General features: G+C 72.6%; 18 protein-coding genes and 2 pseudogenes. 5 read left to right on the forward strand and 15 right to left on the reverse strand.

What is annotated here, in order from left to right:
- The first annotated feature begins 29 nt into the window (after positions 1 to 29).
- Together treY and QF037_RS12140 are read left to right on the forward strand one after the other, a co-directional pair.
- Positions 30 to 2,390 carry a malto-oligosyltrehalose synthase gene (gene treY, locus QF037_RS12135; RefSeq protein ID WP_307024484.1) on the forward strand — a complete coding sequence of 787 codons (2,361 nt, stop codon included), beginning with the start codon at positions 30 to 32 and terminating at the stop codon, positions 2,388 to 2,390.
- 359 nt (positions 2,391 to 2,749) lie between these two features.
- A complete protein-coding gene (locus QF037_RS12140) occupies positions 2,750 to 4,000 on the forward strand; it encodes a M14 family zinc carboxypeptidase (RefSeq protein WP_307024486.1) in 1,251 nt (416 codons plus the stop codon).
- Positions 4,001 to 4,022: 22 nt separating this feature from the next.
- On the opposite strand, the gene QF037_RS12145 is transcribed toward QF037_RS12140, so the two are convergent.
- The 3 genes from QF037_RS12145 to QF037_RS12155 form a co-directional block, all read right to left on the reverse strand.
- Positions 4,023 to 4,451 carry an SSI family serine proteinase inhibitor gene (locus QF037_RS12145; protein ID WP_307024488.1) on the reverse strand — a complete coding sequence of 143 codons (429 nt, stop codon included), beginning with the start codon at positions 4,449 to 4,451 and terminating at the stop codon, positions 4,023 to 4,025.
- Entirely contained in the window at positions 4,448 to 5,812 is a 1,365-nt protein-coding gene (locus QF037_RS12150; protein WP_307024490.1) for a M14 family zinc carboxypeptidase, read from the reverse strand. Before QF037_RS12150 ends, QF037_RS12145 begins: the two co-directional genes overlap by 4 nt.
- 161 nt (positions 5,813 to 5,973) lie before the next feature.
- A complete protein-coding gene (locus QF037_RS12155) occupies positions 5,974 to 6,525 on the reverse strand; it encodes an FHA domain-containing protein (RefSeq protein ID WP_307024492.1) in 552 nt (183 codons plus the stop codon).
- 185 nt (positions 6,526 to 6,710) lie between these two features.
- Between QF037_RS12155 and treZ the strand changes: the two genes are divergently transcribed.
- Positions 6,711 to 8,456: a malto-oligosyltrehalose trehalohydrolase gene (gene treZ, locus QF037_RS12160; RefSeq protein WP_307024494.1), complete on the forward strand. Its 1,746-nt coding sequence runs from the start codon at positions 6,711 to 6,713 to the stop codon at positions 8,454 to 8,456.
- Positions 8,457 to 8,512: 56 nt separating this feature from the next.
- Here the strand turns inward: treZ and QF037_RS12165 are convergent, their stop codons facing one another.
- From QF037_RS12165 to QF037_RS12175, 3 genes and pseudogenes are all read right to left on the reverse strand, one after another.
- The gene (locus tag QF037_RS12165) at positions 8,513 to 9,448 is read right to left on the reverse strand and encodes an aminoglycoside phosphotransferase family protein (protein ID WP_307024496.1); all 936 of its coding nucleotides are present in this window, start codon (positions 9,446 to 9,448) and stop codon (positions 8,513 to 8,515) included.
- Positions 9,449 to 9,497: 49 nt separating this feature from the next.
- Positions 9,498 to 10,626, reverse strand: a pseudogene (locus QF037_RS12170) (aminopeptidase P family protein).
- A gap of 138 nt (positions 10,627 to 10,764) precedes the next feature.
- A pseudogene (locus QF037_RS12175) lies at positions 10,765 to 11,418 on the reverse strand (LysE family translocator).
- Positions 11,419 to 11,554: 136 nt separating this feature from the next.
- On the opposite strand from QF037_RS12175, the gene QF037_RS12180 reads away from it, so the two are divergent.
- Entirely contained in the window at positions 11,555 to 12,298 is a 744-nt protein-coding gene (locus QF037_RS12180; RefSeq protein ID WP_307024498.1) for a phosphodiesterase, read from the forward strand.
- Here the strand turns inward: QF037_RS12180 and QF037_RS12185 are convergent.
- Positions 12,291 to 12,860: a PDZ domain-containing protein gene (locus QF037_RS12185; RefSeq protein ID WP_307024500.1), complete on the reverse strand. Its 570-nt coding sequence runs from the start codon at positions 12,858 to 12,860 to the stop codon at positions 12,291 to 12,293. The genes QF037_RS12180 and QF037_RS12185 overlap by 8 nt on opposite strands.
- A gap of 151 nt (positions 12,861 to 13,011) precedes the next feature.
- Entirely contained in the window at positions 13,012 to 13,872 is an 861-nt protein-coding gene (locus QF037_RS12190) for a LysR family transcriptional regulator (RefSeq protein ID WP_307024502.1), read from the reverse strand.
- Positions 13,873 to 13,958: 86 nt separating this feature from the next.
- Between QF037_RS12190 and QF037_RS12195 the strand changes: the two genes are divergently transcribed.
- Positions 13,959 to 14,693, forward strand: coding sequence for a CTP synthase C-terminal region-related (seleno)protein (locus QF037_RS12195; protein WP_307024504.1), 735 nt, complete (start codon positions 13,959 to 13,961; stop codon positions 14,691 to 14,693).
- Here QF037_RS12195 and phsA read toward each other — a convergent pair.
- The 7 genes from phsA to QF037_RS12240 form a co-directional block, all read right to left on the reverse strand.
- Positions 14,681 to 16,558, reverse strand: a complete 1,878-nt coding sequence (phsA, locus tag QF037_RS12200) for an O-aminophenol oxidase PhsA (RefSeq protein ID WP_307024506.1) — start codon at positions 16,556 to 16,558, stop codon at positions 14,681 to 14,683. The two genes, QF037_RS12195 and phsA, sit on opposite strands and share 13 nt — an antisense overlap.
- Positions 16,559 to 16,754: 196 nt before the next feature.
- Entirely contained in the window at positions 16,755 to 18,950 is a 2,196-nt protein-coding gene (cyc2, locus tag QF037_RS12205; protein ID WP_307024508.1) for a germacradienol/geosmin synthase Cyc2, read from the reverse strand.
- Positions 18,951 to 19,949: 999 nt separating this feature from the next.
- Positions 19,950 to 20,684, reverse strand: coding sequence for an ABC transporter permease (locus QF037_RS12220; RefSeq protein ID WP_307024509.1), 735 nt, complete (start codon positions 20,682 to 20,684; stop codon positions 19,950 to 19,952).
- 707 nt (positions 20,685 to 21,391) lie between these two features.
- A complete protein-coding gene (locus QF037_RS12225) occupies positions 21,392 to 22,177 on the reverse strand; it encodes an ABC transporter permease (protein ID WP_307024511.1) in 786 nt (261 codons plus the stop codon).
- On the reverse strand, positions 22,174 to 23,148 hold the full coding sequence (locus tag QF037_RS12230; RefSeq protein ID WP_307024513.1) for an ABC transporter substrate-binding protein: 975 nt from the start codon (positions 23,146 to 23,148) through the stop codon (positions 22,174 to 22,176). The genes QF037_RS12225 and QF037_RS12230 overlap by 4 nt, the downstream gene beginning before the upstream one ends.
- Before the next feature lie 145 nt (positions 23,149 to 23,293).
- Positions 23,294 to 24,460 (reverse strand): damage-control phosphatase ARMT1 family protein, encoded by a 1,167-nt coding sequence (locus QF037_RS12235; protein WP_307024515.1) that lies wholly within the window; start codon positions 24,458 to 24,460, stop codon positions 23,294 to 23,296.
- Between the two features lie 22 nt (positions 24,461 to 24,482).
- Complete coding sequence (locus tag QF037_RS12240) at positions 24,483 to 25,130, reverse strand: ScbR family autoregulator-binding transcription factor (RefSeq protein ID WP_307024516.1); 648 nt, start codon at positions 25,128 to 25,130, stop codon at positions 24,483 to 24,485.
- Positions 25,131 to 25,329: the final 199 nt, after the last annotated feature.

Below are 25,329 nucleotides of genomic sequence, written 5' to 3' on the forward strand. Positions count from 1 at the left end.
AAGACGGTGGGGCGGGTACGTAGGTTTGCATGACACCTGAGCGACCCGACCCGGTGGTGCCCACCGCCACATACCGGCTCCAGCTCCAGCCCGAGTTCCCCTTCGACGCCGCGGCGGCCGCCGTGCCCCACCTGGCCGCGCTCGGCGTCTCGCATCTGCACCTGTCCCCCGTCCTGGAGGCGGTCCCCGGCTCCGCGCACGGCTACGACGTCGTCGACCACGCGCGCGTACGGGCCGAACTGGGCGGCGAGGAGGGGCTGCGCGCGCTGGCCGGCACCGCGCGGGAGCACGGGCTCGGCCTGGTCGTGGACATCGTGCCGAACCACATGGCCATGGCCCCGCGCCACAACCGGGCCCTGTGGGAGGTGCTCAGGGAGGGCCCCAAGTCGCCGTACGCGCGATGGTTCGACATCGACTGGGAGGCCCAGGGCGGACAGGTGCTGCTGCCGGTCCTGGGAGGTCCGCTCGGCTCGGTCATCGGTGACCTGCGGGTCGACGGCGACGTCCTGCGCTACCACGACCACGTCTTCCCGTTGCGCGAGGGCACCGGGGAACTGCCGCTGCCGCGGCTCCTGGACGCGCAGTGGTACCGCCCGGCGTGGTGGCGGCTGGCCCGTACCGAGCTCAACTACCGGCGCTTCTTCAGCATCTCGGAGCTCATCGGGGTGCGGGTGGAGGACCCGGAGGTGTTCGAGGCCACCCACGCCAAGATCCTCCAGCTGCTCCACGAGGGCGTCGTCGACGGGCTGCGGATCGACCACCCCGACGGGCTCGCCGACCCCGACGCGTATCTGCGCAGGCTGCACGAGGCGACCGGCGGCCGCTGGACGGTCGTGGAGAAGATCCTGGCGGACGGCGAGCCGCTGCCGGCGTCCTGGCCGGTCGCGGGCACCACCGGGTACGACGCCCTGCGGCACATCGACGGCGTGCTCACGGACCCGGCCGGGTTCGGCGAACTCCTCGGCCAGTACCGGCGGTTCGCGGCCCCGCAGACGGACCGGGGCGGAGACTGGCAGGCGACGGTGCGGCGGGCGGCGTACAAGGTGCTCGCGCACGAGCTGGCCGCCGAGACCGAGCGGCTGACCCGGGTGGCGGTCCGGCTGTGCGCCACGTCCCCGGAGCCCGCGCTGCGCGACCGCGCGCCCTGGGCGCTGCGCACCGCTCTGCAGGAGCTGCTGGTCCGCATGGAGGTCTACCGGCCCTACGGCTCCGTCGACGCCGCCTCCGTCGTCACCGAGGAGGCCGCCGAGGAGGCCCGGCAGGCGTTCGTGGTGCCCGAGGAGGCCGGCGCGGTGGACGTGGTCCGTGATCTGGTGCTGGGGCGGGGGGGTGAGGGGCCCGAGCACGTGGAGTTCGGGACCAGGTTCGCGCAGACCTCGTCGGCGCTGCGGGCCAAGTCCGTGGAGGACACGGCGTTCTACCGCTATGTGCCGCTGCTGTCGGCGACGGAGGTGGGCGGGAATCCGGGCGCACCCGCGGTGTCCCCGGACGACTTCCACGCGTACTGCGCGCGCGTGCAGCGCGACTGGCCGGCGACCGGCACGGTCGTGTCGACGCACGACACCAAGCGCAGCGCCGACGTACGGGCCGCGCTGGCCGTGCTCACCGAGTGCCCGCAGCGCTGGGCCGACGTCCTGGCCGAGGTGACCCGCACCGGCGAGGGGGTGCCGGACGCGCAGGTGGCGTGGGCGGCCTGGCAGACGGTGTTCGGGCTCGGCCCGGCGGACGCGGAGCGGGTGCAGCAGGCGCTGCTGAAGCATGTGCGCGAGGCCGGGCTGTACACGAGCTGGACGGAACAGGAGCCGCCGTACGAGGACGCGGTGGCGGCCTTTGTCGCGGCGGGGCCGTCCGGGGCGCCGGGCGAGCACGTGGCGGCCTTCCGGAACGCGCTGGGGCCGTCCGTCCGGGCGAACATGCTCGGCACGGCGCTGCTCCATCTGACCATGCCGGGGGTGCCCGACATCTACCAGGGCACGGAGGCCGAGTACCGGGCCCTGGTGGATCCGGACAACCGCCGGCCCGTGCGGTTCCCGCCCGAGGAGCCCGGCGAGAAGGGCGCCCTCACCGCGGCGGCACTGCACCTGCGCGCCCGGCGCCCCGCCGCGTTCGGCGACTCGGCGACGTACGCCCCGCTGACCGCCGAGGGCCCGGCGGCGGCCCACTGCCTGGCGTTCGCCCGCTCCGGGGATGTCGTCACCGCCGTGACCCGGCTGTCGCTGCGGCTGGCGGAGGAGGGCGGCTGGCGCGAGACCCGATTGCCACTGCCACCGGGACGATGGGCCGATGTCCTGTCTCCGGGAAGGGAGTTCACGGGGCACGTGCGCGTGGCGGAGCTCTTCGAGGGGCTGCCGGTGGCGTTGCTGGAGCGGGTGGAAGGGGACCGCGACTGAAGCGGGCCCGCGAACTCGCCTCGGGCGTGGGCGCCTTCGCCGCACGCCGTCGTACGGCCCGGCCCACCGGCTCGTGACCGCGTGCGCTCCCGGAGCCGGGCCGGGCGGCCGGCGCGCGGTGACGGGCGGCGGCGCACGCTCGGCCACGCCGTGAACGGCCACCGGAACCGGTCCGGGCCTGCGCCCCGGAGTCCGGGCCCCGACCCGTCCGGCCCCGGCACCCCCGCCGGCACCAACGGCCCTTCCCCCTGGCGGTAAATGCATCCGGGCGCCCCCTGGGGGCTCCCCCGTTGCGCGCTTGACACTTCACAGAGGGCGTGGGGTACTGCGGATTGCGAAGCCGGGCGGATGTGTCGGGGGTGAGTCTCCTGCCGGAGCTGCGCTACCCCACAGTGACCGAAATCCTCACGTCCGCACGGGCGTTGGCCGCTCGCCGCCCCGCTCTCTGCACCCTGCGCGAGGTCGGCCGGTCCCGGGCCGGCAGACCTCTGCATCTGCTGTCCGTGGGCCGTGCCCGGCGTGCCGTGCTCGTCGTCGCCGGCGCCCACTCCAACGAGCCGACCGGCGGTGCGACCCTCCTCGACGTCGCCGAACGGGTACTGAACGAAAGGGAGTTGAGGTTCGGAACGTCCTGGCACTTCCTGCTGTGCGCGGATCCCGACGGGGCGAGCCTGCACCACACGCCCGCGCCGCGCAGCCTGTTCGACTACCACCTGGGTTTCTTCCGGCCCGCCGGCCACGAGCAGCCGGAGTGGTCCCCGGCGGTGCTGCCGCCGGACCGGCTGCCACCGGAGACCCGGGCCCTGACCGGCGTCATCGACGAGTTGCGCCCCTACCTCCAGGTGACCCTGCACGGCACCGACCTGGGCGGCAGCTGGGTGCAGTTGACGAAGGACATCCCCGGACTCGCGGAGCCGTTCGCCAAGTCCGCGGCGGAGCTGAACATCCCGGTGGAGCGGGGCGCCTCGGACGCCGCGGGCTGGCCCGCGTCCGGGCCCGGGGTGCATGTGATGCCGGCGCCGGGCGCGGGGGCGGCGTACCCGAGCATGCCGGACGACGCGCGCAACAGCACCTGGTACCACGCGCACCGCTACGGCGGACTGACCGCGATCGTCGAGGTGCCGATGTGGGCGAGCGACCTGGTCGACGACCCGGCACCGCATCCGGCCCCGGCCGTCGCGCTGCGACGCCTGGCGGGGCGGCTGCTGCAGGACACGCGGCAGGTGGAGCGGGTGCTCGCCGACGTCACACCGCGCCTGCCGGAGGTCGAGGGGCCGCTGCTGCGAGCCTCCAGGTGGGGCCTGGAGCTGGTGCCGGGACTGGCCGCGGACTGGATGCACACCCCGCCCGCCGACACCACGCGCGCGTACGTGGGCAGCGTGGACGCGTTCGCGCGCCGGCTGCCGCTGCGGGCGGCGTCGATGCTGCTGCGGGTGCTGCTGGAACACGACGACCGTGCGGCGCCCCGTCTGGAGCGGTTGGTGGCGTCCTGGAGCGAGGCCTTCGCGGACCGTTTCCGGGCCCGCTGGGTGCCGTTGGAGCGCCAGATCGAGCACCAGTCCCGCACGGTGGTGGCGGCGGCGATCCACGCGCGCGCGAGGGGCGTCTGAGCCCCGCCGCCACCGGCCGGACTCAGGTGGCGAGGCCGTCGAGCGCGAACACCGATCCGGTCCGCCCGGCCATCACACAGCCGTTGGAGAAGGTCTGCGCGTACTCGACCGGCCGCCCGTTCCACTGCCCCTGGGCGCGTGCGGTCACCGGGGCGTAGTGCATCGGGCAGTAGGTGTGCTTCGCAGGGAGGGCGGCGAGGTCGCCGGTCACCGCCTCCAGTTCCGCGCAGGCCTCGGCCGCTTTTCCGTGCCCCTGGGGCGGGTCGCACAGCAGCAGGGTGCCGCGGGTGCCGCTGGACCGGGCGTCGCCCTTGGTGACCGTGAGGTAGAGCCAGTTGTCGGTGCGGACGTCCTCGGGCGCCGCCTGCGCGGGGGCCGTGGTGGCGACGAGGAGGGCGGCCGCGGCGAGCAGAGTGCCTCGTACCGCCTTCGATGCGGTGCAGTTCTTCATTCCCGATGCATCGGCACGGGGGCCTCGGATCCCCACCCCTGCTCACCCGAACGGGAGCCCACGCGTGTGTGCCGCCCGGCCAGTTCGAACACGGTCTGCACCACCCGCGCCTGGTACTCCACCTGGCGCTGGACGGGGATCCAGCGTGCCCCGCAGCCGTCGTGGTAGTCGGCGCACCACTCGTCGATGAGGCGGTCCAGCTCGGGCAGGGCGTCGACCGGATCGGTCCCGGCGGCCCTCACGAGCTGGTGCAGCAGGCCCGCGGTGCGCAGCGTCAGACGGCGGCCGGAGATCCGCAGGGCGGCCAGGTGGGCGGTGCTGAGGGGCGGCAGCGGATGGGAGCCGTCATCGACGTCGGGATCCCAGGAGTCCGCGATGCCGGGGCAGACCAGTAAATAGTCGTCGACCGGTGCGAGCAGGCGCTCCGCGTCCGGGGCGGCGGTGACGAACGGGCGGACGTGCGCGTAGAGGCGCGCCAGGCGCTGGGTGTCGTGGCGCAGGGTGCGGCTGACGCCGCGCAGTACGGCGGCCGCGTCCCGGGGCGGGGAGCCGTCCTCGACGGCGGTCACGCCCCACATGGGCGCCTCGACGATCGCGGTCACGGTGCCGTACCGGTGCGGGTGGTACCAGGTCGACTCGACGGCGGCCTCGGTGATGGCGGCGGCCAGGTCGCCCCGGCGCGGCGGCGGGATACGGAAGACGGCGGGTCCCAGGACCGGCCAGTACAGGGTGTCGTACGGGCCGAGTTCGCGCGGGATGCCGAGACGGGCCGCGTGATGGGCGACGCGGCCCGCGAGGCCCGGCAGGTCATGGGTCAGTTCGACGAAGCCGCCGCCCACGTCGACGCCGTGCAGGGAGCACTGGAGGAAGGGCCGCAGTTCGTCCTGGACGTCGAGCAGGGCGCGGGTCTCCGGCAGCGTGGCGGCGTCGGCGCCGTCGGGCAGCCACTCGGGCTGTTCCAGGAAGCCGGGCCGGAAGAAGTTCCGGAAGTGCCGGCCGAGGGTGTAGGGGCCGTGCAGCCAGCCCTCGTTGCGGCGCAGACCGTCGGGGTCGAGGCTGAGCAGCAGGTTCCAGGTGGCGTCGGCGCCCTCGGTGAGCAGGGGGTCGGCGAGGGCGCGTTCGGCGAGCCGCAGGACGGTGCCGCCGCCCACGGGTTCGTTGGCGTGCGGGCCGGCGACCACGAGGGCCTGGCGGGTGCCGTGACCGACGGACAGCAGCCACAGCGGTGTGCCCGCGCGGGACATGCCGACCGTGCGGAGTCTGGCGTCGCCGGGGTGGCGGGCGACGAGTGCGGACGCCCGGGCGCCCAGCTCGTCGACGGTCGGGTAGCGGAGGAGTGGCGGCAGGGCACACCTCCACAAATGTGGTGCCGTCGGTTCACCTGATGTGCATGGTGTACGCACAGTGAGTCACGACTTGTGGGGTACGTCAACACCGCGGTCGGCAAAGGGATCTGAGCTCTCGACAGGACGTAAACCCCAGGCCAGAGCTAAGGTTCGGCTCAGTTCACGGACGCTCCGGCTCAGTCGGCGGAGAGCCGGAACCACATCCGTCCGAAGCCGATCTGGTCGCCCTCGCGGACCACGGCGGCCCCGATGACACGCCGCCCGTTCACCGTCGTTCCGTTGGTCGAACCGAGGTCCCGCAGCACCCACATGCCGCCCTGGCGGCTCAGCTCGGCGTGCACCCGGGACACCGTCTCGTGGGTCAGCCTCAGTCCGTTGGCGGGGTCGCGGCCGATCCGCAGCGGGTATCCGTTGCCGGGGTGCGGCAGCAGCAGCTTGGGCAGTCGCTCGGCCTGCCAGGCGCGGCGCAGCCGCTGGGTGAAGCCGGAGACCGCCTCCACCGACCCGAACACCAGCCGTGAGAGACGTCCTTCCGAGGGCAAGTCGGCGGTGAGCGCCGCGAGTTCGTCCGAGCGGCGGGCGGCGAGCGCCAGCTCCATGCGCCGGATGAACGTGTCGTGCGACAGCCGGCCCATCGCGACGCCGTCACGGAGCAAGTTCAGCGCCTTGTCGCGCTCCGCGTCGGAGAGCCGCGCGGGGTACGTGTTGAACTCGAAGGACGACGTCACGTTCGTGATTGTCGGGCAGTGAACGCCGAGTGTCCAGAAAACGAGAGAACAGCCGCCACGCGCGCGCACCTGACGCCACCTGCCACGACACCGGCCGCAAAAGGGAAGATTCAAAAGCGGACCGGTCCTGTTTGAAGCACCATGGACGGGCTACATCACGGTGAGCAGACGAAGGGGAACCGTCCGTGCAGTTCGAGGTGTGGGCACCGCAGGCCGACCGTGTGACGCTCCAGTGCGACGGCGCCACGCGCGCGTTGGAGCGCGATCCGGAACGGACCGGATGGTGGCGAGGTGAGGCGGAGGCACAGGACGGCTCCCGGTACGGCTTCGCGCTGGACGGCGGCCCCGTGCTGCCGGACCCGCGCTCGCGCCGCCAGCCGGACGGCCCGGACGGGTTGAGCGCGGTCGTCGACCATGGGCGGTACACCTGGCGCACGGAGTGGGCCGGACGGCCGCTGCCGGGCGCGGTCCTGTACGAACTGCACGTGGGCACGTACACGCGTGAGGGCACCCTGGAGGCGGCCGCCGAGCGCCTCGGGCACCTCGCCGAACTGGGCGTCACCCACGTCGAGTTGATGCCCCTGTGCCCCTTCCCCGGCCGGCACGGCTGGGGGTACGAGGGCGTCTCCCTGTGGGCCGTGCACGAGCCGTACGGCGGGCCCGAGGGCCTGAAACGGTTCGTCGACCGGGCGCACGAGCTCGGCCTCGGGGTGGTCCTGGACGTCGTGCACAACCATCTGGGGCCGTCGGGCAATTACCTGCCCGCATTCGGGCCGTACTTCACCGACACCCACCACACACCGTGGGGTTCCGCGGTGAATCTGGACGCGCCCGGGTCGGACGAGGTGCGGGCGTATCTGCTCGGCAGTGCGCTGGCGTGGCTGCGGGACTACCGGATCGACGGGCTGCGCCTGGACGCGGTGCACGCGCTGGCCGACACGCGCGCGTTCCACTTCCTGGAGGAACTGTCGACGGCGGTGGACACGCTCGCCGCCGAGGCGGGCCGGCCGCTGTTCCTGATCGCCGAGTCCGACCTGAACGACCCGCGGCTGATCACCTCCCGCGCGGAGGGCGGATTCGGGCTGCACGCGCAGTGGAACGACGACTTCCACCACTGCCTGCACACCGCGCTGACCGGCGAGTCCCAGGGCTACTACGCCGACTTCGGCCGCGCCCCCCTCGCCGCGCTGGCGAAGACGCTCACCGGCGGGTACTTCCACGACGACACGTACTCGAGTTTCCGGGGCCGCCGGCACGGGCGTCCGCTGGACCGTTCACGGGTGGCCGCGCACCGTCTGCTCGGCTACAGCCAGACCCACGACCAGGTGGGCAACCGCGCCCAGGGCGACCGGCTCGCCGCGTCCCTCTCCCCCGGCCTGCTGGCCTGCGCGGCGGCGCTGACGCTGACCGCCCCGTTCACGCCGATGCTGTTCATGGGCGAGGAGTGGGCGGCGGGGACACCCTGGCAGTTCTTCACCGACCACACCGATCCCGAGCTGGCGGAGGCCGTACGGCGGGGCAGGCGGCGGGAGTTCGCCGCGCACGGCTGGAAGGAGGAGGACGTGCCCGATCCGCAGGACCCGGCGACCCGGGACCGCTCCTGCCTCGACTGGTCCGAACCGGCCCGCGAGCCCCACGCGCGCGTACTGGACTGGTACCGCCGGCTCCTCGCACTGCGCCACGAACAGGCCGACCTCACCGACCCGGACCTCGCCGACACGAAGGTGGCGTACGACGAGCAGGGGCGCTGGCTGGCCTTCCGGCGCGGGGACGTGCGGGTGGCGGTGAATCTGGCCGAGGGGCCCGCCGCGATCCCTCTGGGGCCGCGCCGGGCGCGTGTGCTGGCCGCCTGGGAGCCCGTGGAGGGGCCGGGGGCGGACGGGGTGCTGCATGTGCCCGGGGAGTCGTGCGTGGTGCTGCTGCAGGAGTGAGGGGCCCGGCACGGGCGAGAGTCAGGGGCCTGGCGCGGGTGAGGAGCCCGGCGCGGCTACTCCTCCTCCTCGCCCTCCCGCAGCTCCGTCACCCGCTCCAGCAGGATCGCCTCCCAGGCGTGCCCGAGCTGCACCCGTAGCTCCGGGAGCGGTGTGGCGCCGCGGCCCTCCAGGCGTTCGGCGAGGCGGACGACCACGTCGCAGCGGGCGAGCCACAGGCCGCGCAGGCACGGGCGGGCGCCGTACCCGGCGAGGGTGGCGGCGCGGACGGCGGCGGGGGAACCGACGGCGAGGGCGAGCCCCGCGATGTCTTCGGCGGGGTCGCCGACGATCGCCTCGGCCCAGCCGAGCACACCGCGTACCCGGCCGTCGGCGCTGACCACGAGGTGGTCGCCGGTGAGCCCGTGGTGGACGAGGACGGCTGTGCCGGGCTGGGCGGCGAGCTGGACGGCGGCCGCCGAGGTGAGCTGGTGGAGGCGGCCCGCGTCGAACTCGTCCGCGGCGGCGAGGCGTCGGGCCGAGCGTTCGGCGGCTCGGCGCAGTGCCTCCAGGGAGCGCGGGGCGGTGCGCGGAACGCCGAGGGTCTCGGCCTGCCGGGCGGGCACCTCGCGCAGACCCGTCAGCAGCGCGGCCAGGTCGGCCTCGCCGACGGCGGAGACGTCGTGCTCGCGCGCCGAGCCGCCGGGGAGCAGGGCGTCGAGCGTGTAGGTCAGCCCCGGCGTCCACTCGCCGTGGGCCACGCTCGCCGGGACGGCGGCCGGGATGTGCGGTCGGACGAGGTCGCGCAGCCGCAGCTCGCGGCGCTGGCGCAGGGCGGCCTCGCGGTCGGGGGCGAGGCGCAGCACATGGCGGTTGCCGACCCACCAGGTGGCGGGCTCGGCGCTCTCGGCGACGGGACGGACCTCGGGTCCGGCGCCGGCCGAGGCGTCCTTGAGGAGGGAACGGACCAGCCGGCGGACGGTGTCCGCGGTGGGTGTCGGTGCCTGGGTCATGGTCGCGCCGTAGTCACTCGGGGGGTGTGCCGGGGCTCCTGATGGCTGTTCAGTCCACTATGACCAGGTCGCGGGTGGTGTCGTTGAGGCGGCGGCCGCCGTCCTCGGTGACCGTGACGATGTCCTCGATGCGTACCCCGAAGCGTCCCGGCAGATAGACGCCGGGCTCGACGGAGAAGCACATGCCGGGGACGAGGGGCTGCTGTTCGCCCTCGATCATGTACGGCGGTTCGTGCGTGGTGACGCCGATGCCGTGGCCGGTGCGGTGGATGAAGTACTCGCCGTACCCGGCGTCGGCGATGACCTTGCGGGCCGCCCGGTCGACCTCCTGGCAGGCCACGCCGGGGCGTACCGCGCGGAAGCCGGCCTCCTGGGCCTCGCGCACGAGGTCGTGGACCCGGCGTTCCTCGTCGGTGGGTTCGCCGACGTGGACGGTGCGGGAGGTGTCGGAGCCGTAGCCGTCCTTGAGGCCGCCGAAGTCGAGGACGACCATGTCGCCGCGCTCGATGACCCGTTCGCCGATCTCGTGGTGCGGGTTGGCGCCGTTCGGGCCCGAGGCGACGATGGTGAAGTCGACCTGGGAGTGCCCGAAGCGGCGCAGCAGACCGGCGAGGTCGGCGGCGACCTCGGACTCCCGGCGGCCGCCGAAGGGAACCTTGCGGATCTCCTCGAACGTCGCGTCGGCGGCTGCGCCCGCGGCTGCCAGCAGCTCCAGCTCCGCCGCGTCCTTCACGGCCCGCAGCATCGGCAGGGCGTCGGTGAGGGAGGCGTACGAGGTGGCCGGGAGCGTCTTCTGCAGGCTCAGCAGGTGCATCGCCCAGGCGTTGTCGCTGATGCCGAACCGGCCGCCGGAGTCCAGGAGGGCGGCGGTGGGCGGCGTAGGGGTCCTTGCCGTCGACCCAGTCGCGCAGGGTCAGCGCGGGCGCGCCGGTGGCGCGGGCGGCGTCCGGGGCCTCCAGGGCGGGGACGACGAGGACGGGGTCCTGGCCGGCGGCGAGGACCAGCAGGGTGAGCCGTTCGGTGATCGCGGGCGGGGTGTAGCCGGTGAGCCAGACCAGGTCCGGGCCGGGTGCCACGAGGAGTCCGGCGAGCCCGGCCTCGGCGGCCGCACGGGCGGCGCGCTCCATGCGGGCCCGGTAGTCGTCGGCGGTGAAGGGCGCGAGCGTACTGCCGGTCATCCGGGCCTCCCTGGGCGGACAATGGGACAACGGATGCTACGGGCAGCATCCTGCCCGGACAGCGGGGGCCGCGCGAGCCGGTTCGCGGTGTTTTCCGGGGGTGGCGGCGGATGTGTGCGGGGTCCGCCGGCCGTGGCGTCAGTTCTCCAGGGCCAGGCGGACTCCGAGCAGGAGCAGCACACCTCCGGAGACCTGCTCCAGGCGCCGGCGTACTCCGGCACGGGACAGCAGGGTGCGCATCCGGCCGACGAACCACACGTACAAGCCGTAGTAGCCGACCTCGTAGACGGCCCAGAGCGCGGCGAGTCCCACCTCCCCCACTGCCCTAAAGGCGTGGGAGGTGCCCCCATGGGCAGGTGCGGGGCGCCGTCCGGCACGAACTGCGGCAGGAAGGACATGGCGAAGACGGCCGCCTTGGGGTTGGCCAGGTTGAGCAGCAGCCCACCGCGGTAGGCGGCCCAGCCGCTTCGCACCGCCCGCCCAGCCCTCGTCGGGCCGGCCCGCCCTGCTCCGGCGGGCCTGCCACAGCGCCTGGACGCCGAAGGCGACGAGGACGACCGCGCCGACGACGCGCATGACGTCGTACGCGACCTCGGAGGCCGTCAGCAGTGCGGTCAGGCCGAACGCGGCGACGAGGCCCCAGACGAACACGCCGGTCTCGTTGCCGAGCACGGTAAGGAAGCCGGAGCGTCTGCTGCGCAGCGACTGCTTGATGATCAGCACGGTGCTCGGTCCGGGTGAGGCCGCGACGAGGGTGCAGGCCCCGAGGAAGGCGATGAGGGTGCTCGGCATGGAGCTCATCGTGGCCCGCGTCGCGGAGGCCGACCACCGATTTTCCCGCCTTAACGGTTGTGGATTGCTCAAGCATTAGCCCTAATGCTTAGATTCACGTACGCCATTAGGGTCGATCTCAGGGGGGCATCCGGCCGTGCTCGTACTCGCGCACATCAGCGATCTGCATCTGGACGGTAGCGAACGGGCCACGGAGCGCGCGGAGCGGGTGCGCGACCGGCTGTGGGACCTGCCGGGGCGGGTGGACGCCCTGCTGGTGACGGGGGACATCGCGGACCACGGCGCGGAGACGGAGTACGAGGAGGTCGCGCGGATCCTGGGCGACGCACCGTTCCCGGTGCTGACCTGCCCGGGCAACCACGACAGCCGCGCCCCGTACCGCAAGGCCCTGCTGGGGCTGCCGGCGGCGGACGGTCCGGTCAACAGTGTGCGGGTCTTCGACGACGCCGCGGTGCTGATGTGCGACTCCAGCATCCCGGGCAGGGACGAAGGCGCCCTGGAGGAGGAGACGTACGACTGGATCGAGGCGACGCTGGACGGACTCGGCCAGGAACGCCGCGCGCTGCTCGCCTTCCACCACCCCCCGGTGGCGCTGCACCACCCGCTGCCGGACTCGTACCCGTTGCGGGAGCCCGACCGGCTGGCCGCGCTGCTCGAGCGCCGCCCCGAGATCGCCGGGATCATCACCGGTCACGCCCACACGCCCGCCGCGACCGTCTTCGCCGGGCGGCCGCTGGTGGTCGGCCCGGGGGTGACGTGGACGCTGCGGATGCCCTGGGAGGGCGAGCAGATCGCGGACCGGGACGCGCCGGTCGGGTTCGCGTTCCACATCCTCGACGACACGGGGCGGCTCACCAGCCACTTCCGGGTGGTCATGTGACGATGCCGGGCACCGCGGTCAACTGCTGGTAGCCGCCACTCCGGTGACGGACCGTCAAGGTGATCTCCTTGCCGGGGCGGGTGCCGGAGACGGTGCGGGCGAGGTCGGCGGCCGAGTCGACGCGGGCCTTGCCGACCTGGAGAAGTACGTCGCCCCGGACCAGGCCCGCCGCGAAGCCGGGGCCCGGCACATGCACACCGACGATCAGGGCGCCCGTCTTCTCGGCGTCGACGGCCTCCACGCCGAGGACCGCCGTGGGCGGGGCCGGCGCGGAGGACGGCGAGGGCGACGAGGCGGCGGAGCGGGTCGGGGCGGGCGGGGTCCGCTCCGTCTGCCGCTGCAGCTCGGCGAGTCTGCTCATGCCGATCACCGTGGCGCCGACCGTGCCGAGCCCGACGCCGGACAGGACCAGGACCGCTCCGACGAACAGTCCGAGCAGCAGGGTCCGCAGCTTCCGGCCGCGGCGAGGCGCGGCGTGCGGATGCCGGGTGGCACGGGGTCTGCTGCCGCCGCCGGGCTCCTGGCCGGGCATCGGCTTCGGACGCAACGCGGTCTGTTCCATGGCTTGCCTCCGGCGGACACGGGGTCGCTCCCGGCTGGTGCTCTACCCGTGACAGCGGCGCCGGACGAGCCACGAACGAGTGAGACTGACTGGCGGTCAAGAACGGGAAGCCATGGGTGTTCGGGCCGATCGGCACCACGCACGTGCGAGCTCAGCCCGTCAGCACGTCCGCCAGCGCCGCCGCCGCTCCCCGCAGCACCCCCGTGTGGACCAGTTCGGTGCGATGGACGACTCGCGGCTCCGTGACCGCAACCGCGACCGTGCCGGGAATTCCCGTCGCCGCCGAGCGGGGCAGCAGGGTCAGGCCGCGCCCCGCCGCGGCCAGGGCGGTGAGGGTACGGACGTCCGTGCCGTCGTAGCGCAGTGCGGGGCGGAACCCGTGACCGCCGTTCGCCGCGCGGAGGTGGGCCAGGGGCAGGCCCGCCTCCGGGGCGTCCAGCCAGCGGGCGTCGGCGAGGTCGGCGATGCGCAGGCCGGAGCGGCGCGCGAGCGGATGCGCGTCGGGCAGCAGCACGCACACGGGCTCCTCGCCGGCGCCGCGCGTGGTCAGTGGTGCCACGTCGGGCAGCCGCAGCGGGTCGCTGGGGGCGGCCAGGCCGTCGATCAGGCCCAGGTCCGCCGTACCGGTGGCGACGGCCACGGGAACGGCCTCGCGGGCGAGTACCCGCAGGGTCACGCCCGCGGCCGGGAGCGCGGCCAGGACATGGGCCCCGAGCGCGGTCGGGGCGGCGGCGAGGGTCAGCCCGTACGCGGGCGCGGCCGCCATCCGGACGACGTCCGCGCGGGCCGCGTCCAGACGCAGCAGCAGGGGGCCCGCGTGTTCGAGGAGCCGCTCGCCGGCCGCCGTGGGCAGGACGGGACGGCGGGTCAGCAGCGGGGCGCCCAGGTCCTGTTCGAGGGCCTGGATGTGCTGGGACACGGCCGACTGGGTGTAGCCCAGCTCACGGGCGGCCTCGGAGAAGGAGGCGAGGCGGGCGACGGTGACATAGGTGCGCAGGAGGTGCGGGTCCATGCCTCCAGGGTCCCATCAGCTCTGCTTATCGAGAGTGCAGAAATCATCGTTGGACGCGATCCGGCGGCCGCGCCCAGGATGAGGTCATGACGAACCCAGCAGCCGTGACCGCCCGGATCGCCCTGGTCGGCGACCGATCCCCCAGCGTGGTGTCCCACACCCGCATCCCTCTTCTGATGGACTCCCTCGCCGAACGTGACCGGCTCGTCCTCGATGCCTACTGGATCCCGTCCGAGGACGCCGAGAAGGAGGGCGCCGTCAGCGGGTTCGACGCGGTGTGGGTGGTGCCGGGCAGCCCGTACCGCAGCGAGGAGGGCGTGCTCGCGGCGATCCGCACCGCGCGCGTGGAGGGCATTCCGTTCCTCGGTACGTGCGCCGGGTTCCAGCACGCGCTGCTGGAGTACGCCCGTGACGTGTGCGGCCTCGTGCGCGTGGCGCACGCCGAGACCGACCCCGACGCCGAGGACCTGCTCATCGAGCCGCTGGCCTGCTCCCTCGTCGGCCACGAGGGCGCGGTCACCATCGAGCCGGGCTCGCTCGCCCAGTCCGTGATCGGATCGGAACGCACGGTCGAGCGCTACTTCTGCGCCTACGGCGCGTCCCGCCACCTCGACACGCTGCGCGCGCACGGGCTGCGCTTCTCCGGGTACGACGAGGACGGACACGTCCGGATCGCCGAACTGCCGGGCCACCCCTTCTTCCTGGCCTCGCTGTTCCAGCCCGAGCTGGCCGGTGACGGCTCGCGCCCGCACCCGATGGTCCGGGCGCTGGCGCGAGCCGCGGTGGAGCACGCCGTGCGGTACCGGGGTCAGCCCGTGTGACCCGTCCCGTGTCCGCCGTGGTGGCCGCCGCCGTGGTCGAACTTCAGGGCCTCGGGCGGCAGGACGACGAAGGGCCGCATCATGCCCATGTCCTCGTGCTCCAGGAAGTGGCAGTGGTACATGAACCGGCCGTACGCCCCGTCGAACCTGCCCATGATGCGCAGCATCTGGTTGCCCGGGACCCGGTAGACGTCCTTGTAGCCCCGTTCGTTGGGCGCCAGCGGAATGGTCCTGGCCGGGTCGTACGCGATCGGTGTGCGGGTGCCGCCCACCGCCTGGTCGAAGCCCGTCACCACGTACGGGTCCCGTCCCAGCGCCTGGAAGTCGGCCAGGTGGATGTGCATCGGGTGCGGAATCGGCGCGAGGTTGAGGAAGCTCCACAGTTCGTGGCTGCCCTCGGCGATGGTGAAGCCCAGGCCGTCGTTGAAGGTCCGGGCCGTGCGCCGGTAGGTCTTCGTGGTGCCGTCCGGGCCGGTGACCTGGATGATCCCCTCGGCGGGGAACTGGATGCCGCTCGCGTCCTCGACCTCGGCCATCTCCCATATCTCGGGATGTCCGCCGCCGCCCTTGGTGCCGGGCGGTGTGAGCACGATCAGCCGGTGGCCGTGCGCCACGTCGTGGGTGATCCGGCGGAAGGAGCCCGAGAGCATCTCGGGCAGCTCGAAGGTGTCGGTCTCGCAGGACTCACCGACCCGGAACTCCATGACCGCCGGGTAGCGCACATTGCCCACCGGGTCGGGCACGCCCACGGGCTGGTTGGGGCCCTTGTTGAGCAGACGGAGCCTGCGGCCCGCGAGGCCGCGGAAGTCGACCAGCAGGTCGAAGCGCTCGGCCGGGGCGGCGGTCAGGGTGGGCAGCGCGCCGTCGAAGTCGATCGGCACGGGCCGCGGCAGGAGCCCGCCGTCGCTGCCGATCTGATGCACGATGCCCGGCACCGGGTTGTCGTCCTCGTCCACCAGGACCAGGTCGTAGATCCGCGCGTTCGACGCGTTCACCAGGCGGAAGCGGTACCAGGCGTCGTCCACGTCGGCGTACGGCCAGATGCGCCCGTTGACCGTGGTGTACGGGCCGAGGAACGGTGTCGTGACCGGCTTGCCCGTCTCCGGGTGGGACGGGTTCACCACGATCGTCTTGTGCAGCAGCCGGCCGTTGAGGAGGCCGTCCTCGTCGGTGTCGAGGTTGCGGTCGGCGAGCAGGAGCGGGATCTCCCGTTCCCCGTAGGGGAGATGAAGGGCGTCCTCCTCCTCGTCGCGGACCAGGTAGGTGCCGTACAGGCCCGCCATCACGTTCCACCGCGTGATGTTCATGGCGTGGTCGTGGTACCACCACTGGACCGCCTGGTGGTCGTTCGGGTACTCGGAGAGCTGAGCGTCGCCGAAGCCCACGGCGTTGTCCGTCCAGCCGTCGTTGCCGCCGCCAGTCTGGGCGCCGTGCAGATGGGTCACCGACCAGGCGGGCAGGGCGGCCACGTCCTCGTCGGGTTTGACGCCGTCGCGGCCGGGCTCGGTGGTGGCGGGCGCGGTGCCCGCCGGGCGGACCGGTACCTCGACGGCGGTGACCGGGTATTCGCTGCCCTTGGGCACGCGGTTGGTCCAGGCGATGCGGAGCCGCTGGCCGCGCCGCACCTCGATGGTGGGGCCGGGCACCAGGCCCTCGTACCCCCACATCAGGGTCGGCGGCAGCTGCGGATGCAGCCGGACCCAGGTCGGCTGCAGGGCGATCTCCGTCTCACGCAGCACATCGCCGGTGGCGGGCCGCAGGACGGGCGGAACGGGCAACGGCGCGACATACGGCGCCAGTTCGCCCGGCGCCGCCTCCTGCTCTGCCTTGTCGCTCTCCGTGATCCTCTCGATGATGTCGGTCAAGGTCGAACACCCCCGTGTGTTCTGTGGTCTTGCTTCCTTCACCCCGACAGACTCCGGGCGCATCGCCGAAGTTCCCTGAATGTCCCGTTCCGCACGAGAAGGTCCGAAAACCGCGCACGGACGCGCGAACTCCCGTTGACAGCGGCGGCTGTCACGTACGGTGACCTGCCCGGTCTCCAGGGAGCCGGGCGGCAGGTCAGCCGACGCGCGGCAGCGTCAGGGCCGGTGGCCGGTCCGGCAGGAATCCGTGGGACCGGCGGGACAGATAACCGGCCTTGTAGCGGTCGACGGTGCGGTGCCAGTGCAGGATGCCCGCCATCCAGTTCTGGAGGTCGGCGACGTAGTCGCGCATGATCTCGCGCGCCTCGTCCGACAGGCCGAAGTCGTCGTAGACGATGGGCAGTTCATGCGCGGCGACATGCTGGAACTGCCGCATGCGCTGGGTCATCAGGTCGTGGACGACGTCGAGGGCGGTCGGGTAGTCGACGCCGAAGAAGTTCTGCACGACGAGGATCGCGTTGTGGACCTCGCCCTCGTACTCGATCTCCTTCTGGTACGAGAAGACGTCGTTGATGAGCATGCCGTAGTCGATGGCCGCGTTCTCCAGCGAGCGGACCGGGCCGCTGCGGTAGACCTCCGGCGGGACGGCGGGGCCGTGGCCCATCCGGCACAGGCTGATCGTGAGGTCGGAGCCGAAGGTGGCGCGGCGCATCTCCAGATAGTCGACCGGGTCGGGGATCCGGTTCTGGACCTGATTGGAGAGCTCCCAGACCCAGCTCTCGGTCATCCCGTTCACGGAGTCCTTGAAGGAGCGGCGCTGGTACGGCGTCATCCCCGCCGTCGTGCGCGGCCACAGGTCGATCAGGCCGCGCTCCATGCCGTTCAGGGGCATCGGGACCTGCTCGCCCGCCACCGGCATGCAGTCCGACAGACGCTGGGTGATCAGCCGGGCGGCGGCGAGGTCGCGGCGGTGGCCGAAGACCAGCGGGTAGTAGTCGTCGCCGTACGTCCCCCAGGCCAGCCACTGCGCGCTGAGGTCGAGGGCCTCGGGTGTCGCGTCCGGGTCGAGTCCCGCCGAGCACAGCGGCAGATCGGCCGCGGCCAGCCTGTCCTCGTCCCAGACGCCCTCCTGGAGCATGCCCATCCGGTGCGTCCACTCGATGAGCCGGGGGCGGGCGGCGGGCAGATGCGGGCTGAGCTCGACCTCGAAGGGCATGTAGAAGTCGGGGAGTCGGGAAGGGCCGACCTTCTGGTACGGCACATGCGTGTACGCGCGCAGCCTCCCCCACTGCCCGAAGGGCGTGGGAGGTGCCCCCATCGCACCGGCCGAGGCGAGCAGGGCGCCGATGTCGGCGGCGGAGGTGCCCGGGCCGGTGAGACCGTGCCAGGGCGAGGTGGGGGTGGCGCCCTCGTTCATGTAGCGACCGGAGCGCAGGTGCCACTCGTGGCCGCCGGACTGCCAGTCCTGAAGTCCCTTGGTGTAGGCGGCGATCGCGGCGATGTCGCCCGGGGCGAGACCCTTCTCCAGGGCGAGCGCCGGCACCTCGGTGAGGGCGGTGTGCTCGAACTGGTGGAGCCGGGAGGTGAGGATGTCGTTGACGGTGTCGGCGGCCTGCTGGGTGGTGCAGCCGAAGAAGGTCTCCAGGACCAGCACGCCGTTGCTGTTCTCGCCCTCGTCCTCGACCTCCCGCTGGTAGGAGAAGAGGTCGTTGCGCAGATGGACGGCGTCGGAGAACGTCTCCATCAGGACCCTCAGCGGCCTGGACCCCGCGACGGCCACGGGCACTTCGGCGGTCGCGAACTCGACGAGCCCCGCCGACCAGGGGGCGCCGCCCACCTTGCGGCGCATCTCGATGTACTCGACGGGGTTGGCGATCCGCCCCTCGTTGATGTTGGACAGTTCCCACAGAGACTCGTTGAGGAGATGCTCGGTGGCGACGGCGAAGCGGCGGCGCCAGTCCGCCGACATGGCGGGTACGGTCCGCGTCCACAGGTCGGCGAGGCCTGCCTCGACGGGGTTCTGCGGTTCGGGCATCGGCGTGGCGAGGTCCATCGGCATGAACAGCGGCAGCCGGTCGAGGTAGGCCTTGCCGCCGGCGCGGTCCTGGGTGCGTTTGAAGATCTCCAGGAAGTGGTCGTCGAAGAAGAAGACCCACACGTACCAGTCGGTGATCAGCGACAGGGCGGGACCGTCGCAGTCGGGGTGGGTGCAGGCGCAGAGCAGACCGTAGTCATGGGCGTCGAGGTCGGACTGCTCCCAGACCCCGGATCCCTCCAGCATGCCCATGTCGCGTGCCCACCGGCTCGAGTGGGCGCGTGCCTCGTCGAGGTGCGGGTTCAGCCGGGCGGGATACGGCATGTAGAAGTGCGGGAGTTCGAAGGGCTGCGTCATGGGCGGGGCCCTACCCAGGCCCTCCGGGGGCATCCGCGGCACGGGACATGATCACACCATCGCGTGAATCGGGGCTGAACTCGGTAGTTCTCGACGGGTCTTGTGGCGTTCATCTCTACGCGCGCAGACTTCACCCTGGCTGGTCGGGGGCGGGACGAATGTGCCGACCTCGGACCACCGGCTGGTGCGGCAGGACGTGCGGGTGGCCTGACCCGGGGCTAGGTGCCCCGTACCGCCCGCCCCACCTCCGCTCTGAGCGCCACGAACTCCGGGAGTCCCCGGGTCCCGATCTGCTCCCGCTAACCCGGTAGTTCGGGCACGACCTGCGTGACGAAGGGTCAGCAGTTGCTCACCGACGACCACACATAAGGTCGGTTTAGCTAGATCGTGTGATCGTCGACTCGTGGGCTCGCGGCGCTGTAGGCCGATCAGGGTAGCGTGATGGTGCGATCTGGGACGCCGGGTACGGCGCCAGCGTGCGGGGCCCCCGCTCCACCGGAGTGATGGTTCGGGGCCTCCTCGTCACCTTTGGCCGTACCCACTTGGCCAGGTCGTGAGGGAACTGGTCTCCCGGGCCCGGACCACGCACGAGATGCGTGTCGCCGCCCCGGGGTCGAGTACGCCGGGGACCAGTGCGCCCAAGACCGTTCGGGGCGTGCGGCTGAGCGGACTCGCTCCCACTCAGTCCCCAGGAACGGTAGAGGGAGCGGCCGTAGTCCTCGAAGAGGGCCGCGAGCCGGTCGGGTACGCCGACGACGGGGGCGCCGTCAACCGTGACGGCGCCCTCGCGGGCGGACAGCAGGCCCGCGACGTACGCAGGAGAGTGGGCTTGCCGCAGCCGGACGGGCCGACCACGCACAGGAGTTGACCGTCGCGAACGGTGAGTACCGGGGGGCGCCGTAGTACGGGCCGGCTGCGTCTGGTCGGAGCTGCGGTGGTGTCACCTGGCCCGGGGCGTGGGACGGCTGCGTGCGGGTGAGCGGGTTGCCTTCGTACGGGTCATGCGGTCGCCTTCCCCCTGCCGACGAGCCGCTTCTCCACCGCCAGCAGGCCGGCGTTCAGCAGATAACCGAGGGCGCCCAGCAGAACCAGGGCCGCCCATACGGTGAGCAGGTCGGAGCGGGTCTGGGCGTCGGTGAGGGTGAAGCCGATGCCGTTGGCGGTGCCCGGGAGCAGTTCCGAGAAGACCATGAGGATGAGGGAGAGCGAAAGGCTCAGTCTGAGGCCCGCGAAGATGCGGGGCAGCGCGGAGGGGAGGATGAGGGACCAGAGCCGTTCGAGGGGGTTCAGGCGGAATACGGCGGCGACGTCGAGGTGCAGCGGGTCTATGTTGCGGGCGCCTTCCGCGGTGTTGATCAGCACGGGCCAGACGGCACCGAAGGCGATCGACGCGATCTGCATCGGCGTACCGAAGTCGAGGACCACGACGAAGACCGGGACCAGCGCGGGCGGGGGGACGGCGCGTGCGAACTGCAGGACCGGGTTGCACAGGGAGTATGCCGACCGCGAGCGGCCGACCGCGACACCGAGCGCGATCCCGGCGACGGCGGCGAGCCCGAACCCGGCACCCATCCGGCCGAGGCTGGGCAGGATGTCGGCCACGGCGGCCTCGGAGAGGAACACATGGCGGACGGGGCCGGAGAACCACAGCTCGTGGGCGTGGCGGGCGATACGGCCGGGGGGCGGGAAGTAGACGCTGCCGTGCGCCCGGGCAACCACCTCCCAGAGGGCCACGGCGACGGCGAGAACGAGCCAGCGCAGGAGGGCATGACGAAGACCGGCCGGGAGGCGCCCACGCTGCGCCGCCTCCGAGGAACGGGGTTCGGCCGTCCCGTGCCGCCGACTCCGGCGGGAGGAGCCTGGCGCCGGCCGCGCCGAACCGGGCGACCCGTCCCCGCTCGGGCCCGGCGACGCGGCGCGCGGGACACCGAGCCAGCGCAGGAGGGCATGACGAAGACCGGCCGGGAGGCGCCCACGCTGCGCCGCCTCCGAGGAACGGGGTTCGGCCGTCCCGTGCCGCCGGCTCCGGCGGGGGGAGCCTGGCGCCGGCCGCGCCGAACCGGGCGGCCCGTCCCCGCTCGGGCCCGGCGACGCGGCGCGCGGGACACCGAGCCAGCGCAGGAGGGCATGACGAAGACCGGCCGGGAGGCTCCCGCGCTGCGCCGCCTTCGAGGAACGGGGTTCGGCCGTCCCGTGCCGCCGGCTCCGGCGGGGGGAGCCTGGCGCCGGCCGCGCCGAACCGGGCGACCCGTCCCCGCTCGGGTCCGACGACGCGGCGCGCGGGAGACCGAGCCCGGCCGCGTCCGCGGCACGTACGCCCTCCCCCGCGCCCCCCTGACCATCGCCCTGCTCCTGGCCACTGCTCATCGCGTCACCTCGGCCCCGGCGCCCCGCCGCTTCATGACGCCATCCCGGCCCCGGTCCCCCGCCGTCTCATGACGTCACCCCGTCCCCCGGTGCGCCGGTGTCCACGGGAACAGCTTCCGCTCCGCCCACACCAGCACCCCGTTGATGACGAGTCCGAGTGTCCCGGCCCAGACCACGCCCGCGAGGACGTCGCGGGTGCCGTCCGTGGCGAGGCCTGCCTGGGCGATGTAGATGCCGAGGCCCTCGCCGAACCCGGCGAGGATCTCCGTGGCGACGGCGAGGATGAGGGCGACGGCGGCCGAGATGCGGATGCCGGCGGCGATGAAGGGGGCCGTGCCGGGGAGTTCGACGCGCAGGAGTACCGACAGCCGGCCGAAGCCGAAGGCCCGCAGGGTTTCCTTGGCGAGGGGGTCGGTCTCGCCGAGGCCGTAGACGGTGTTGAAGAGGATCGGCCACACGGAGGCGTAGGTGACGAGCGCGACCTTGGTCTCGGTGCCCGAGCCGAGCAGCAGGGAGACCAGCGGGATCAGTGCCACGGACGGCAGCGGCCGCAGGAACTCCACGATCGCGCGTACGGCGGCGTCGACGACCGGCACGCTGCCGAAGAGGAGCCCGAGCGGGACGGCGATGGCGCAGGCCAGTCCGAGGCCGAGCGCCCAGGCGCGCAGAGTGGCGCCGACTCCGTCCAGGAAGACGCTGTCGCCCGCCAACTCCACGGACCGTACGAGGACTTCGGAGGCGGGCGGGAAGTAGCTGCGCCGCACGATCCCGGCGCGGCTCACCGCCTCGCACACGCCGAGGGCGAGCAGTACGCCGAGGGCGCCCAGCCACCACTCCCGCAGCCGTCCCGTCCGCTTCACCGCACCAGCAACGTCGCCGGATCGATCGGCTTGCTCAACATCCCCTGTTTCTTCATGAGTTCGGTGAGCCGGGCGATCTGCGCCGCGTCCATGGTCCCCGGGAAGACCGGCAGGTCGATGGAGTCCGCCTGTTTCTCCGTCACCTTGGTGTAGGTCGGCAGCACCTCGCGCACGGCCTCGGGGTCCGCCTCGGCGATCTTCACGGCCGCCTTGAGGGCCCGCTGGAACGCGGCCAGCGCATCGGCGTTCCCGGAGGCGTACTTCTCGGTGGTGAGATATCCGCTGAGCGGGATGGACTCGACGGGTGCGGACGCCCCGTCCACGAGGACCCTGGCTCCCAACTCGTCCTGGATGGCGCTGTCGTAGGGCTCGACGGCGTGCACGGCGTCGACCTGTCCCTTGTCGAGGGCGGCACCCATCTGCGGGAAGGGGATCTGCCGGTAGACGGGCTCACCGGGGGCGCCCTGTTCCGCGAGGATCTCGTTGAACGTCAGCGACTGGACGTTATTGAGGACGTTGACGGCGAGCTTGCGGCCCGTGAGGTCGGCGACGGACTTGATGTCGGAGTCCTTCGGCACCAGCACGTCCATCATCTTCGGCGCGGCCCTGATCGCCTCGGCGACGATGCGGATGTCGAGGGTGCCCTTGTCGTGGGCCTGGAAGTAGGTGACGTAGTTCGCGCTCGCGACCATGTCGATCTGTCCCTTGGACAGGGCCGGCAGCGCTTGGAGGCTCTGCTGGATCTGCTGGACGCGGACGTCCAGGCCCTCCTTCTCGAACAGGCCCCGGTCCCGCGCGATGTAGAGCATGGCAGAGTCGACCAGGGGCAGCGCGGCCACGGTGACCGTCCGCCGGCCGCCGTCCGAGGACGTGGAGTCGTTGTCGTCGCCGCAGGCCGTGAGTGCGAGCGCGAGGGCGATCGCGGCGGCCGCCGCCTTTCCTCTTCCCGAACACGATGGACGTGAGGCCATCCGCGCATGATGACGCCCCGCTTGGCATGATCACTACACAAAAGCAAGCCAACCATCCGCCCACGTCGTTCGCCGTATCGCCGGGCGGCCGGTGCCGGGCTTCGTCAGCGGACCCACCTCGCCGCCGATACAGGCCGGTTGAGCGCTAGGGACGCACCTGGATCAGCGCGTGCGTGCCCCCGGTCCGCCAGCGCTGCCCCTCCGCCGCGACCAGCGCGGCCTCCGTCGCCGGGGCGAGGCCGGTGATCACGTCGGACTTCAGGGTGCGCAGAGCGGCCACCGGACCCGGGAAGTAGTCCGTCACGCCGGCGAAGGGGGTCGTGGGAGGCCACATCCGATCGCCCACCAGGCGGCGGTAGTTGAGGTCGCCCTTGACGACGGTCACCGCGGCTGCGGCGAACTCGGCACGGAGGTCGTCCGGCATCGCCTGGTACGGCAGCGGGGCGCAGGAGAAGGGGTGGGCGCGCACGGTGAGGCTGCCGTCGGCCATCGCCGACCACAGCCCGCGCCCGTGACCGGCCGCCGCGCCCGGCGCCCGGATCAGCCGGCGCACGGCGTCGACCACATCGGCGGTCGTGGCGTCGGAGACGTAGTACGGATACGGCTTGACGTGCAGGATCGCCCGGCGGACGCGCCCCTGGGCGAGGAGGTGGGCGATCAGGAGCAGGTCCGGGACGAGTTCGCGGCCCGCGTTGTCGGCGACGAGACAGAGGGTGTCCGCGCCGTCGAGAAGCGACCAGAGGGTGGCGCTGTCGTCGGCGACCAGCCCCGGGACGGCGTCCCGGCCCTCGGCGTCGGCGTCGGACAGGCGGAAGCCGAGGTCCGCGCGGTTGCCCCACAGGGAGCCGTGCAGCAGGGCCGCGGCCTGTTCGTCGGCGGGCCGGCCGTCGAGGGCGTCGAGCGCGGCCAGTTCCTCGTCGGTCTCCGGGGCGTCGAGTTCGGCGAGCTTGAAGGGGCGGAAGGGGTCGATGCCCTGCCAGGGACCGGAGCCGAAGTAGCCGACGGCTTCCAGGAGTTGGCGGTAGAACCGGCTCTCCGACCAGAGCCACGGCACATCGAACCAGGAGCGGCCGGTGTACTCGTCCACACCCCAGGCCGCCCAGTCGGCGCGGTCCGGCGCGGCGACGGGGAGCGTTTCGATGACGCCCTTGGTGCAGTTCTCCAGCAGCGCGTCGAGGGCGCGGTGCTGCTCGGGGCCGTAGGGGAAGGCCTCCCGAACCTGCCGGATGATCGCGGGATGCCGCTCGGCGAGCACGCTGTGCGGGAACGAACCGGGTTCGTCGGCGAGGATCACGGGCGGGGTGTCGGGCATGGGCGCCACGGTACCGCGCGGATCACGCGGTTCTGAGCTCCCGCTCCAGGTGGGTGACAAGGCTCAGATAGCGGGCGCGGCGGGGCACCGGCACCATGCCGCGGATCAGGATGTGCCACAGCCCGGCCAGTCGGCGGGGGTGACGGGTGACGGGTTCGAGGGAGTGGCCCACGACCCGGGTGCCGACCAGGGACGCGACGAGGGAGTGCGCGGCGGCGTCGACATCGATGTCGGCATGCAGATCGGACTCCTTGACCGCGTCGTGGAGTCTGCGCGTGGCGATGCCCAGGCACTGGGTGAAGGGGTGCGGAAGTTCGGGCGGCAGGTCCGGTCCGCCGGTGGCGAGCCGGAGGCCGGCGCTCGGCAGCGGTCCCTCCAGGGACAGCCGCGCCATGCCGAACGTGGAGCGGATCAGGGCCTCGAGCGCGGTGCAGCCGCGGCTGTCCATCTCCTCCGAGAGCCGGTTCAGGTTCTTGTACTGGATCTCCATGATGGCGTGAGCGAGATCCTGCTTCGCCGCGAAGTGGAAGTAGAGGGCACCCTTCGTGACTTGGGCATGATCGACGATGTCGCTGAGACTCGTCGACTCATATCCGCGCCGGTCGAACAGTTCCGCGGCGGCGGCGATGATCGCCGCGCGAGTCTGTTCGGCTCGTAACTGCCTGGCCATAGGCGAGTCTCTCCTGGAGGCGAGAGAGCATGCCCTGAAAAGAACAGGCCATGCCGTTTGTTTTTTACTCCCTGCACACGATATCTCACCGTCCGACGGCCATCACCAGGTACCTGAACTCCGTCCAGTTTCCAGGCCTCCCACAACTTGTAGACCGCTTGTGCGCGTACCGCGCGCACCGGCAGGAGAAACCGGGCGG

Source organism: Streptomyces canus, from assembly GCF_030815415.1.
Classification (GTDB): domain Bacteria; phylum Actinomycetota; class Actinomycetes; order Streptomycetales; family Streptomycetaceae; genus Streptomyces; species Streptomyces canus_F.

Bases quoted from the DNA above. Each gene is read 5' to 3' on its own strand.
- treY (WP_307024484.1), top strand. From the start codon at position 30: ATGACACCTGAGCGACCCGACCCGGTGGTGCCCACCGCCACATACCGG.
- QF037_RS12190 (WP_307024502.1), bottom strand. From the start codon at position 13,872: ATGGACCCGCACCTCCTGCGCACCTATGTCACCGTCGCCCGCCTCGCC.
- QF037_RS12185 (WP_307024500.1), bottom strand. From the start codon at position 12,860: ATGGAACAGACCGCGTTGCGTCCGAAGCCGATGCCCGGCCAGGAGCCC.
- QF037_RS12165 (WP_307024496.1), bottom strand. From the start codon at position 9,448: ATGACCCAGGCACCGACACCCACCGCGGACACCGTCCGCCGGCTGGTC.
- QF037_RS12145 (WP_307024488.1), bottom strand. From the start codon at position 4,451: ATGAAGAACTGCACCGCATCGAAGGCGGTACGAGGCACTCTGCTCGCC.
- QF037_RS12240 (WP_307024516.1), bottom strand. From the start codon at position 25,130: ATGGCCAGGCAGTTACGAGCCGAACAGACTCGCGCGGCGATCATCGCC.
- QF037_RS12195 (WP_307024504.1), top strand. From the start codon at position 13,959: ATGACGAACCCAGCAGCCGTGACCGCCCGGATCGCCCTGGTCGGCGAC.
- QF037_RS12230 (WP_307024513.1), bottom strand. From the start codon at position 23,148: ATGGCCTCACGTCCATCGTGTTCGGGAAGAGGAAAGGCGGCGGCCGCC.
- QF037_RS12235 (WP_307024515.1), bottom strand. From the start codon at position 24,460: ATGCCCGACACCCCGCCCGTGATCCTCGCCGACGAACCCGGTTCGTTC.
- cyc2 (WP_307024508.1), bottom strand. From the start codon at position 18,950: ATGACGCAGCCCTTCGAACTCCCGCACTTCTACATGCCGTATCCCGCC.